We start from the raw sequence: 12553 nt of genomic DNA, 5'->3' as shown, positions 1-12553 counted from the left end.
CGGCCGGCGCGGTGGAGAGGGGACGGCTACTTCAGGTAGGCGGTGGCGGTGCCGACCTTGCCCGGCGCCGGGGTGGCGCTGGTGCTGAGGACGTAGATTCGGAGGTTGCCCTTCGCGTTCAGGCTGACGGTCAGGGAACCGCCGGTGACGGTCTTGGTGTCACCGGTGACCGCGTCGACGTAGGTGCCGTTCGGGATGCCGCTGAAGGTCGCCCCGGCGGAGACGGCGATCAGCGCGAAACTGTCCACGCCGTTGGCGGTGTAGCGGCGCTTGTAGGCCATGTTGCCGCTGACACCCTCGGTCGAGTATTGGCCCATCTGGAGGGCGGGGACCGCCCGGCGGATCTGGTTGAGCCGCTGGAGGTGCTTGACCAGCGGCTGGTTCAGCGTCGTGGCGACCTGGCCGCTGGCCGAGCTGACCACCCCGTAGTCGCTGGCGGTGACGCTGCCGGCGAGGTTGGCGCCGTAGTAGGCCCGGCCGGTGGTGGCGAGCGGGCAGGTCGGGCCGCAGTCGATCTGCTTGCCGGCCTGGAACTCGATCTCCGAGCCGTAGTACAGCGTCGGGATGCCACGGAACGTCCACATGAGCGTCATGTTCTCGGCCCAGGCGTCGGTGCCACCGGTGTAACGGGTCGTGGACTTGTTCGGCCCGTAGTCGTGCGAGTCGACGTAGACGACGTTGTAGGTGGCGTCGTTGACCGAGTCGTCCGAGTCCTTGCCGTTCCAGTACGCGTTGTTCGCGTCACCGAAGTTCATGTGCATGCGCATGTCGATGATGTTCATGCCGGAGAACCGGCTGTAGTCGGGCGTGTGGTAGCTGTTGCCCGACAGGAACGCGTTGGTGCTGGTCGGCTGGTTGCCCGTACCCAGGTTGTTCTCGTAGTCGAACTGCTCGATCGCCGCGGTGACGTCGTCGGCCGAGTACTCCTTCCGCTCCTGCCAGGTGAAGAACTGGGCGGAGTGGTTGACCGAGCCCCGGTTCCACTTGTCGTTCACGAACGCCGCGACCTCGCCGAAGATGTAGAAGTCCTTGGCCTTGGTGGCGCCGTACTTCTCGGTGAGGATCTGCTGGAAGGCCGGCAGGAAGCGGCGGTTCCAGGTGATGCGCGGGATGTGCACGGCGGTGTCGATGCGGAAGCCGTCCACGCCCATGTCGATGTACTTCTCGTACGCCCCGATCAGGTAGTCCTGGACCACGGCGTTCTCGGTGTTGAAGTCGGCCAGGTCCTCGTGCAGCCAGCAGGACCGGGCGTCCTCACCCTCCCAGTTGCCGATCCAGCACTGGTGGAAGAGGTTCGACGGGAACAGCTTGTTGGTCGGCTGCGGCCACTGGCAGTTGTAGAGCGTGTATCCCTCGGTGCTCTTGCCGCCGGTCGCCACCCCGTAGTTGGGGCAGGCGTTGGAGGCCGGGGCGGTGCTGCTCCACAGGTCGCCGTTGTAGGTGCGGCCCTTGGCGAGCGCGTTGGCCGCCCCGGAGTCCTCCTCGAGCGGGTTGTAGGTCTTCCCGGCGACCTTCTCGCTGTAGTACCAGCTCCACTGGCTGTCCCGGACGCCGTAGACGGTCGGCGTGTAGAGGCCGTTCGCGCCCCAGCGGGAGCTGTGGTTGAGGACGATGTCCTGGTAGATCTTGAGGCCCTTGGCGTGGGCCGCGTCGATCAGCTCCTGGTAGGACGCGCCGTCCGACTCCAGCCGCGGGTCGACCTGATAGAAGTCCCAGCCGTGGTAGCCGTGGAAGTCGTAGTCGGAGCGGTTCAGCACGACCGGCGTGATCCAGATGGCGGAGAAGCCGAGGCCCTTGATGTAGTCGAGTTTGTCGACCAGGCCCTTGAAGTCGCCCCGGAACATCGGGTCGCTGTTGGCCTCGTTCCCGGACTTGGTGTGCTGGCTGCCGCCACGGTTGTTGCTGGTGTCACCGTCGTTGAACCGCGCGGTGAGGATGAAGTAGATGCTGTCCTTGCGCGGGTCGCCGCCGAGCATCTCGCCGCCGGCCGGGGCCGGGTCGGCCGCGCCGGTGGTGACGGTCGCCGAGGCGGCGGTGGAGAGGTTCCCGGCCGCGTCGAGCGCCTGAACCCGGTAGGTGTAGGCGGTGTTCGCGCTCAGTCCCCGGTCGGTGTAGCCGGTGGTCGAGCTGCTCAGCACCGTGTTGCCCCGGGTGATGCGGTAGCCGACGACGCCGACGTTGTCGGTGGCGGCGGTCCAGCCGAGGGTGACCGTGGTGCCCGCCGCGGTGGCGGTCAGCGCGGTCGGCGCGGTCGGGGCCGTGGTGTCGTCCGGGGCGGTCACGCACGGGCTGGTCGCGTTCGCGGTGACGACGCCGCCGTTGACGGTGCTCGTCCCGGTCCCCAGCGCGTAGTTCTTGCTGGAGTTGTTGTCCCAGGTCCCGGACCCGTTGTTGAAGGTCGCCGACCACGCGGTGGCGGTGCCGAGGCTGACGGTCCTGCGGACCCAGCCGGTGCACGCCTCCTCGTTCATCACCACACCCGGAACCGTGGTCCAGGATCCGCCGCTCGGCGCGTAGTGCAGGTAGGTCGTGGTCCACGAGGTCTTGTAGTAGACCGTCGCCGAGTTGCCGGCGGTGCTGCACGGCACCGACGAGCTGACCGCGCCGCCGGAGACGGTGACGGTGCCGGTCCCGACGCTGTAGTCGGCGCCCGAGTTGTTGTCCCAGGTGCCGGAGCCGTTGTTGAAGACGACCTGCATGCCGGTGGCGGCGCCGAGGTCGAGTTCCTTGACGTACCAGCCGGAGCAGCCGCTGTAGGCGCTCATCGCGACGCCCGGCACGGTGGTCCAGGATCCGCCGGTCGGGGCGTAGTGGATGTTCACCGTCGTCCAGGACGTGGGCGCCTGGTAGTAGACGGTCACCGTGGTTGCCGCGTTCGCGGCCGGGAGTTGCGTCAAGAGCAGGAGTGGTACGGCGCAGAGCACCGCAAGCGCTCTGCGGAGTATTCGGGACATGGGAGAGCCTCCAACCACCTCGGGGACGGCGGTGTCACGGGGGATATGCGGGGTTGACGGGTTGGTAATCCCGCGTTCATTTGAGGCGGACGCTAGCAAGTTCTTTCAGGACCTGGAAGAGCTGAGCATGTTCCTGCAAAAAGATGCACTCAGATGTCTGGATGTATACGGATCTGGACAGCCGTCAATGGCCGGCCGGATGCCCCAGAGGCCGGCTGGCTGACGTTTCCCCTGGTGGGGTCAGGTGCGATCGGCCCGCCGGGCGGCCGTCGTCTCCACCGCCGCGATCAGCAGATCGACGCAGAAGGTGTAGTAACGCTCCATGTCGGGCTCGTCCCGGTACGACGCGGCGAGCGCGATCATCATCGGAAAGCGGTCGGCCGGCATGGTCTCGAGCTGCACCCGCTTCTGCCGCCGCCACTCCGGCTCCTGCTCGGACGGCAACCCGGGCGGGCACCCGGGCTGGGCGCCGACGATGCCGATGCAGGCGTTCAGCAGGTACGACGCGACCCAGAAGCCCTCCTCGACGGTGAACCCCGCCTCGGTCAGGAGCGCCAGTGTGTCGTTGGTCGCGCGGTTGAAGCTCTCCGTCTGCGTCTTGTCCACCGCGTGCAGCAGGACGGGCAGCGACGGGTGGGCGCGCATCACGCCGACCACCGTCTCGACCACGTTGCGTAGCCGCTTCTGCCACGGGTCGCCGGTCGCCGGGTCGGCGCGGACCCCGGAGAGAACATGGTCGACCATGCCCAGGAGCAGCTCGTCCTTGTTCTTGAAGTGCCAGTAGAGCGCCATCGGGGTGACGCCCAGCTCCTTGGCGAGCCTGCGCACGGTGACCGCTTCGAGGCCCTCCTCGTCGGCGAGGCGCAGGGCGCGCTCGGCCACGGCCGCCTTGGTCAGTCGATCACCCGTCACTTGACAACCATACAACGTACAGGTCTCATGTACGAGGTACATGTACGTTGTACATGGACGACGTACAGGGGAGGGCTGATGAAGAACAACCGGCGGTGGTGGGCGCTCGTCGCGGTAGCGCTCGGGACCTTCATGACGTATCTGGACAACAACGTGGTAAACGTCGCGCTACCCAGCATTCAGCGTGATCTCGGCCTGAGCATCGCCGGCCTGGAATGGATCACCAGCGCGTACATCCTGGTCTTCGCCGGCCTGCTGCTGGCCGGTGGCCGCGTCGCCGACGTGCTCGGCACCCGGCCCGCGTTCCTGTCCGGCCTGGTGATCTTCACAGGCGCCTCGGTCGTGGCCGGGCTCGCCGACGGTCAGGCGCTGCTCATCGGCGCCCGGGCCGTGCAGGGCGTCGGCGCGGCGCTGCTCGCACCCGCGTCGCTGGCCCTGCTCCAGGAGCTGTTCCCGGACCCGAAGGAGCGGGGCGCCGCCATCGGGGTCTGGGGCGGGGTGGGCGCGCTCGCCCTGGCGGTCGGCCCGTTCGCCGGCGGGGTGCTCAGCGAGCACGTCTCCTGGGGCTGGATCTTCCTGATCAACCTGCCGATCGGCGTCGCGACGCTGGCGCTGACCCTGTTCAGCGTGCCCCGGCGCACCCTCGGCGGCCGCTCGGCGGGAGTCCTGCGCCGCCTCGACCCGGCCGGGCTCGCCACTTCCTCGACCGGGCTGTTCGCACTGACGTACGCGCTGATCGAAGGCGACGCGGAGGGCTGGACCTCGCCGTTCATCCTGGGGTCCTTCGGGGTTGCCGCGGCGGCGGCCGTGCTCTTCGTGATCCTCCAGAACCGCAACGCCGACTCGATGGTGGATCTCGCGTTCTTCCGGTCCCGGATGTTCACCGGCGGCCTGCTGGCGATGGGCCTGTGGGCGTTCGGGGTGTTCGGCATCTACTTCTACATGGCCATCTACCTGCAGAACGTGCTCGGCTTCACACCGACCGAGGCGGGCGCCGCGTTCATCCCGATGGCGATCATCACGGCCGCCGGCGCGGTCCTGGCGCCCCGCCTGGAGCTGCGGTTCGGCGTGGCCCGGGTGACCGCTTTCGGTCTTGCGGTGATGGCGGCCGCGATCGGCGGCATCGCCCAGTACGGCGAGGGCACCACCTACGGCGACCTGCTGCCCTGGTTCCTGCTCTACGGCGTGGGCGGCGGCCTGCTCATCCCGCTGAACACCGTGGTCGTCGACGCGCTGCCCCCGCAGCGGGCCGGGATCGCCTCCGGGATGCTGAACGTCTCCCGCGAGGTGTTCGGGCTGCTCGGCGTGACCGTTCTCGGCGCGATCCTGACCAACCGGGCGAACGCCGCCGCCGGCACCGAACTGCACCGCTACCTCGAGGGGTACCGGTTCTCGCTGGTCGTCGCCGCGCTCCTGGTGGCGGTGGGCGTACCGGTCAGTCTCTGGATGTTGCGGCGCACGCCGGCCACCCGGCCCGCGCCGAAGGTCCTCGAGACCGTCTGACCGCGGTCCGGTTCCCCCGCGCTCGGGCCATGGGCATAGTGGGTGCGTGAGCAGCCGTCTCTACGTGAAAGGCCGCCTCGTCGCGGAGGAATTCGACGCCGCCGAGGCGGGCGCCCGGCTCCGCGCGGAGCCGGGCGCCGTGCTGTGGCTCGACCTCGTCGATCCGGGGCCGGACGAGCTACGGGCCCTCGCCGCCGAGTTCGAGCTGCACCCGCTCGCCGTCGAGGACGCTCTCACCGACCGTGAACGGCCCAAACTGGACCGATACCACAACCACCTGTTCCTCAACCTCTACGCGGTCGCGTTCGACGACGAGGTACGCAAGACCGAGATCAGCGCGTTCATCACGCCGCGCGCGCTGATCACGGTGCGTAAGCCGCCCGACGAGGTGGCCCTCCATCTGGACCGGTGGGACGCCGACGAGCGACTCGCCTCCGGCGGCGTCGATTTTCTGGTGTACGGGCTGCTCGACGTCGTGGTCGACGGACAGTACGCGTCCGCCCAGCGGATCGACGAGAGCATGGACGGCATCGAGGACCGGATGATCGGTGAGGGAGCGGCGCCCCGCGATGTCCGGCGACGCGGTTTCGCCCTGCGACGGACCCTGGCCGGCCTGCGGCGGGCGGTCGCCCCGATGCCGGACGTGGTGCGCGAGGCCGGCCGGGCGCTGGCCGCCGACGAGCACCACCTGCGGCCGTACTACCGGGACGTCGAGGACCACGCGCGACGGGCCGTCGACCTGATCGAGCACTCCCGCAACCGGATCACCGAGCTGCTCGACGACGATCTGGCCGAGCAGAGCAACGCGCTCAACGACGTCACCCGCAAGCTGGCCGCCTGGGCCGCCATCATCGCCATCCCCACGGCGATCACCGGATACTTCGGGCAGAACGTGCCCTATCCCGGGTACGAGAAGTGGTGGGGATTCCTGATCAGCACCGCGTGCATCGTCCTCACCGGCAGCGGCCTGTACGCCTACCTCAAGCGCCGCAACTGGCTGTGAATCGGTTCAGCAAACCGTTATCCACAGGGCTCCCGGGCCCGTCACCCGATCGCGTAACGTTCCCCGGCAACCGGGGGAGGGTGAATGTTCGGGCTGGTCTTCGGCGCCGTGCGCGTTCGGGCCGCGCAGGTGCTGACGATTCTGGTGCTGACCGCGCTGGCGGCCGCCGTCGCGGCAGCCGGGCCGTGGTACGGGTTCGCCGCGGCCGCCGACGCCGCGGCCGCCTACCTGGAGGTCGCCCCGGCCACCCAGCGCACCGTCTCGGTGGCGAACCGGGTGGACACCCAGGGCGACCCGGAGGGCGAACTGCGCCGGTTCAGCGACAGTGTCCGGGAAGGGCTGCCGTCCGGTGTCGGCGACGGCGTCGCCGGGATGATCCGGCCGGTCAACGTGCGGACCGGGGTGGCCAGCAGCAGCATGTCCCTGGCGTACCGGGACGGGTTCTGCGACCACGTCCGGCTGGACGGGCAGTGTCCCCGGGCACGCGGCGAGATCGCGCTCAGCGCCGAGGCGGCACAGCGGTTCGGCGTCACCGTCGGCGGCACCCTGAGCATCCTCACCTCCACGTCGAACGGCCCGCTCGACCTGCGGGTGACCGCCGTCTACACCCTGGTCGACCCGGCCGGGACGTACTGGAGCGACCGCCTCTTCCGGGCCGAGGCCGAGCCGGACCCGGCGTTCACCGTGACCGGCACGTTCCGGCACTCCGAGCTGTGGACCCCGACCATGGCGTACGACGTGGTGCTGCCGGACGCGCTGCTGCGCGGCGACGGCGGCTACGACCTCGCCACCGAGCTCACCGCGGCCGACCGCCGGCTCGGCAGCCACGCGCTGCGGCTGAGCACCATGGCCCGGCCGCTCCACCTGGCCATCACCCGGGACCGCGACATCATCCTGCGGGGCGTCATGACCGCGGGCGCCCAGATGCTGATCCTCACCTGGTTCGCCGTCGGCCTCGCCGGGTGGTACACGTCGCGTGACCGCCGGGCCGACGCCGCCCTGCTCAAGCTGCGCGGAGTGGGCCGCTTCGGCACCCTGCGGCTGGCCTGGGGCCAGCACCTGGTGCCACTGCTCGCCGGTGTCGCCGTCGGCGCGCCCCTCGGCTATCTGGTGGGCTGGGCGCTCGCCGGCCCGGTTCACATCCCGGCGGACCAGGGAATCGCGCTGCGGTACTCCGCGGCGGCCGTGGCGGCGGTCCTCGCCGGCAGCCTCGCGGTGCTCGCCGCGGTCGAGGCGTCGATGCTCGTACGACCGGTGTCGGAGCTGCTCAGCGGCACCGCCCGGGTCCGGGCCTGGCGGCCGGCGTTCGTCGACGTGCTGCTGCTCGCCGTCGCCGCAGCCGCGATCTACCAGGCCTGGTCGGGCGGCCCCGACGAAGGGCTGGGCCCGGCCGCGCCCGCGCTCGTCGCGCTCACCGTCGGCCTGGCGGCGGCCCGGCTGCTGAGCCTGATCGCGGTCCGGGGCGGCGTCGCCGCGCTGCGCACCGGCCGCCTGCGTACCGGTCTCACCGCCCTGCGGATCTCCCGCTCGCCCGGCACCGACCGGGTGTTCGCGCTGGTCGTGGTGGCCGTCGCGCTGTTCACCACGGCGGCCGGCGGCTGGGCCGCGGAGACCGAGGCCCGGCTGGCCCGCAGCGCCGCCGAGATGGGCGCCGAACGCGTCCTCACCGTCGAGGCGCCCAACCGGACGTCCCTGCTGCACGCCGTGCGCAGCACCGACCCCGGCGGCCGCGAGGCGATGGCCGCCGTCCGCACCTGGTCCGGCGAGCGGGAGATCCTCGAGGTCGACAGCGCCCGGCTCGGCGCGGTCGCCGGCTGGCGCCCGGAGTACGGCCCGGTCGACGCGCTGCCCGCCGCCGTGGCCGCCGGCCGGCAGGAGCCGACACTGATCACCGGCGACCGGCTCACCCTCCGGGCCCGCCGCGACGGCCCCGCCGACGTGGCGCTCGACCTCCGCCTCCAGCACGAGGCCACCGGGATGGTGCTGACCGCCGGATTCGGCACGCTGCGCGCGGGCGAACAGACCGTGACCGCCCCGGTGCCCGCCTGCGCCACCGCACCCGGCTGCCGGATCGTGCGCTGGGAGATGACCACACCCCCGGACCCGGACGGCCGGATCGAACCGCCGCCGCCGGGCGCCGTGGTCACCGTCGTCGGGCTCGGCCAGAACGGGACTGCCGACGGGATCCTGGATGCCGGCGCCCTCGGCGACATCGCCCGGTGGCGCGCCGGGACGAAGGGCGCGGCCCTCGACGTCACGACCGTCGACGGGACCCTCCGGCTGGCCACCGACCGCAACGCGACCGGGGACCCGGTGGGCGCCGACGCGTGGGCGTCGGACCCGCTGCTGCCGCTGCCGGCCCTGGTCGCCGGGCCGGAGCCGGACGGCTGGCGGGACGACGACCCGGCCGTGAGCCTGTACGGGGATCCCGTCCCGGTGCGCGTCCTCGGCAAGGTGACCGCCCTGCCCATGCTCGGGAGCACCGGTCTGGTCGTCGACCTGGACTCGGTCCGCCGGGTGGCCGCCGAGATCGACCCTGGCGGGGTCTACCAGGTGTGGCTGGCGCCCGGCGCCCGCCCCGGCATCGTCGAGGACCTGGCCGCGGCCGGGCTGACCGTGGCCGGCAGCGCCACCACCGACGCCCACGCCTCCCGGCTCGGCGACCAGGGCCCCGCCGTCGTGGTCCGGTTCGCCCTGGTGGCGGGCATCGCGGCGCTGCTCATCGCGGCGGCCACCGTCGCGGTCGCCGCCACCGCCGACCGCCGGTCCCTCGCCGAACAGCTCCGGGTGCTGCGCGAGCAGGGCCTGTCCCGCCGGGTCGCGGTCACCACCTCGTACGCCGGAACCGCCGTGCTGATCCTGACCGGCGTCCTCGGCGGCGTGCTGGCCGCGCTCCTGGCCGTCGCCATCACCGGCCGGTCGGTGCCGGCGTTCACCGACGGCTGGGCGGTCCTCGCCCCACCCGATCCACTGGACACGGTGGCGGTCATCGTCGCGACCCTCGTCTCGCTGGCGGTCCTCGGACTGACCGGCTGGCTGGTCCAGTCACCCCTGCTGCGGAGCCTGCGCGAGCCGGAGGGCGGCCGATGATCTCCCTGGTCCTCGCCATGATCTGGAGCCGGCGGGGGCAGGCGCTCACCCTCGCGCTGCTCTCCCTGCTCGCCGTCGCCTCGGCGGTCGCGGCCCCGGCCTACCTGATCGCCGCCGAACGCGCGATCGCCGACGGCCAGATCGCCACGGCCCCCACCCGGGAGCTGACCATGGCCGCCCGCCGGTCGTACGACAGCGCCAGCGGCGACGCCAGCACCGGCGAACTGCGGTTCCCGGAGATCGGCAAGCTCCTGCTCGACCTGGAGGGCTTCGACCACTACCACGCCGCCGAGGTGCCCACGGTCGGCATCGAGGTGGCCGACACCTTCCCGAGCCGGCTGGTCTTCCGGCAGGAGGTCTGCGCCCACGTGGTCGTCCTCACCGGCCGCTGCCTGGCCGCCGAGGGCGACGCGCTGATCGGCGAGCGGACCGCCCAACGGCTCGGCCTGGCCGCCGGCGACCGGATCGAGCTGAGCGCGGCCCGGCAGAACGGCGCGGTCCAGCCGATCACGTACGTCGCCGAGGGCGCGCCGAAGACGCTGACCGTGGTCGGCACGTACCGGCCGGTGGATTCCGGTGCGCCGTACTGGGGACTGCACGGCTACTTCGTCTTCGGCGCCGACATGGGCCCCGGCGAACCGGTCTTCACCAACGCCGCCACCCTGAGCACGATGCAGCGAACCACCACGGCGATGGCGATCGACGGGATCGCCGAGCCCGGTGTCATCGGCATCGACCGCCTCGAGCAGCTGCGCGCCGAACTCACCGCGGTCGACAAGGCGGTCGGCGAACTCGACGAGCCGCTCCAGTTCGACAGCGGCATCCCGGTGCTGCTCGACCGCATCGACCAGGGCCGGGCCGCTGCCCGCCTGCTGGTGCCGGTGATGGCCGTGCCGCTGGTGCTGCTGGCCTGCTTCACCATCTACCTGACCGTCGGCTACGGCGCCCAGGGCCGGCAGAGCGAACTGGCCGTCGTCGCGCTGCGCGGCGCCCGCTGGTGGACCCGCTGGTGGCTGGCGACCGGTGAGAGCCTCGCCGCGGTGCTGGCCGGCTCCCTGGCCGGATGCCTCGCCGGGCAGTTGCTCGTCAACGCGGTGACCGGCCTCATCTTCCCCGGCGTCGGCGCGGAGCCGGCCTTCACCTCGCTGCGGTACGCGCCGTTCGCCGCGCTGGCCGCCCTGGCTGCCGCGGTCCTGGCCCAGCGGCGGCAGCTCACCAGCCCGGTGGCCGGCTTGCTGCGCCGGGCGCCGTCCCGCGACCGGGGCCTTCCCGGCGTCTCCGAGGTGGCGGTCGTGGTGCTCGCCGTCGTCACCGGCATCCAGTACGCGCTCGCCGGCGACCCGCTGGAAGGCCTCGGGCTGTTCGCGCCGGCCCTGATCATCCTGTGCCTCGCCCTGATCTGCGCCCGTGCCCTGCTCCCGCTGGTCAACCGGTACGCGGCCGGCGCCCTGCGGCGCGGCCGGCTCGGCATCGCGCTGGCCGGCGTCCAACTGTCCCGCCGGCCCGGTGCCGGGCGCCTGTTCGCCCTGCTGGTCGCGTCCGCCGCGGTGGCCGGCTTCGCCACCGCCGCGGTCGACACCGCGGCCCAGGGGCGGGCCGTCACGGCGTACCTCGGCACCGGCGCCGACCGGGTCCTCACCGTCCAGCCGATCACCCGGCAGCGGCTGCTCACCGCGGTCGGCGCCGCCGACCCGGACGCGCGCTGGGCGATGGCCGTCACCCCCCTGCCCAGCGGCGGCACCGGCTCACCCCCCGGGATCGCCGTCGACACCGCCCGGCTGGGCGCGGTGGCCGCCTGGCCGGACGGCGCCGTCGCACCCGAGCGGCTGCGCGCCCTGCTCCATCCGGACGCGCCCGCGGCCCCGGCTTTCGTGAGCTCCGACATCACGTTCGAGGTCACCGCCACCGGAGGGCCGCTGCGGCTCGCCCTCTCGCTGTCGTCGTCGGCCGGGCTCGGCGACGTCGTCCTCGAACTCGGCACCGTGCCGCCGGGGCCACAGACGTACCGGCAGGACGTGCCGGTCTGCGAGCGCGGGTGCCGGGTCAACGGCATCCGGGTGTCCGGCGAGGGCAAGGTCCCGGACATCACCGGCCGGCTCGTCATCCGCGGCCTGGGCACCGGCACACCGGCGCCGCTCAACGATCCCACGCGGTGGCGGGCCACCCGGGACGCACGCCTGTCGGCGGCGCCCGACGGACTCCAGGCCGACGTCGAGGTCTCCCCGAGCGTGGTCGACGCGGTGTGGATCCAGCCGGTCAGCACGCCCTATCCGCTGCCCATCGCGTACGCGGGTGAGGTGCCGCCGGCCGAGCTGCTCCCCGGGCTGAACGTCGTGGACACCCCGATCACGCCGGTCGTCGAACTGCCGGCCGTGCCCGGGCTCGGGCGCCGTGCCGTGCTGGCCGACCTGGAGTACGTGGACCGGCTCGCGGTGCAGAGCCGGGAGGTCCAGGCGCCACAGGTCTGGCTCGGCCCGGCCGCCCCGGCAGACGCCGTCGATCGGCTCGAAGCGGCCGGGATCCGGGTCGTCTCGGAGACCTCGGCCGCCACCGTGCGCGAAGCGCTCGACCGGCAGGGGCCGGCCGTCGCCCTGTGGTTCCACCTGCTCGCGGCCGTGCTCGCCGGACTGCTCGGCGCCGGGGCGCTGGCCCTCACCGTGGCCGTCGACCGGGGACGGCGTACCGAGGACCTCGCCGCGCTGCGCACCCAGGGTCTGCGACCACGCCCCGCCGGGCAGGCGACACTGTGGACCTATCCGGTCCTGGTCACCATCGCTACCGCGGTCGGCGTCCTGGTCGCGGTCGGGGCGTGGCGGCTCACCGGCTGGGCGCTGCCGCTGGCCGGTATCACCCCGCCCGACCTGCCGCTGCCCACCTGGCCACGCGTCACGGCCCTGCTCGCGGCCGCCGGCGCCGTCCTATCGGTCCAGTTCGCCGTCGCCTTCCTGGGCGGCCGCGACCTGCGCCGCCGGATCGAGCCCCGATGACCCCCACCGTCAGCACACGGCCCGCCCGGTGCGGGAGATGGTTGTCGCCCACAACGCGCTCAGCGTGTGTGCGTGCTCGGCCTGTCGCTTTGGTCGCTGCACGT

At 72.3% G+C, this 12553-nt stretch carries 6 protein-coding genes; 4 read left to right on the top strand and 2 right to left on the bottom strand.

The genetic code is table 11. The features are described from left to right. Window positions 1–26: 26 nt before the first annotated feature. Window positions 27–2897, bottom strand: coding sequence for a carbohydrate binding domain-containing protein (locus IEZ13_RS00995; protein ID WP_229794385.1), 2871 nt, complete (start codon window positions 2895–2897; stop codon window positions 27–29). A gap of 297 nt (window positions 2898–3194) precedes the next feature. Beyond that, on the bottom strand, window positions 3195–3866 hold the full coding sequence (locus tag IEZ13_RS00990) for a TetR family transcriptional regulator (RefSeq protein WP_229794384.1): 672 nt from the start codon (window positions 3864–3866) through the stop codon (window positions 3195–3197). A 78-nt stretch (window positions 3867–3944) separates the two neighbouring features. Here IEZ13_RS00990 and IEZ13_RS00985 point away from each other — a divergent pair, with 78 nt between their 5' ends. The 4 genes from IEZ13_RS00985 to IEZ13_RS00970 all read left to right on the top strand — a co-directional run bounded on the left by IEZ13_RS00985 (window position 3945) and on the right by IEZ13_RS00970 (window position 12449). After that, on the top strand, window positions 3945–5369 hold the full coding sequence (locus IEZ13_RS00985; RefSeq protein WP_183215702.1) for a DHA2 family efflux MFS transporter permease subunit: 1425 nt from the start codon (window positions 3945–3947) through the stop codon (window positions 5367–5369). A 46-nt stretch (window positions 5370–5415) separates the two neighbouring features. Beyond that, complete coding sequence (locus tag IEZ13_RS00980; RefSeq protein WP_183215700.1) at window positions 5416–6372, top strand: magnesium transporter CorA family protein; 957 nt, start codon at window positions 5416–5418, stop codon at window positions 6370–6372. Between the two features lie 84 nt (window positions 6373–6456). After that, complete coding sequence (locus tag IEZ13_RS00975) at window positions 6457–9462, top strand: ABC transporter permease (protein WP_183215698.1); 3006 nt, start codon at window positions 6457–6459, stop codon at window positions 9460–9462. Then, window positions 9459–12449 (top strand): FtsX-like permease family protein, encoded by a 2991-nt coding sequence (locus IEZ13_RS00970; protein WP_183215696.1) that lies wholly within the window; start codon window positions 9459–9461, stop codon window positions 12447–12449. The genes IEZ13_RS00975 and IEZ13_RS00970 overlap by 4 nt, the downstream gene beginning before the upstream one ends. Window positions 12450–12553 lie beyond the last annotated feature (104 nt).

It is taken from the genome of Actinoplanes campanulatus (assembly GCF_014647795.1).
GTDB classification, from domain to species: Bacteria; Actinomycetota; Actinomycetes; order Mycobacteriales; family Micromonosporaceae; genus Actinoplanes; species Actinoplanes campanulatus.
This window is presented reverse-complemented; position numbering and strand designations above follow the sequence as displayed.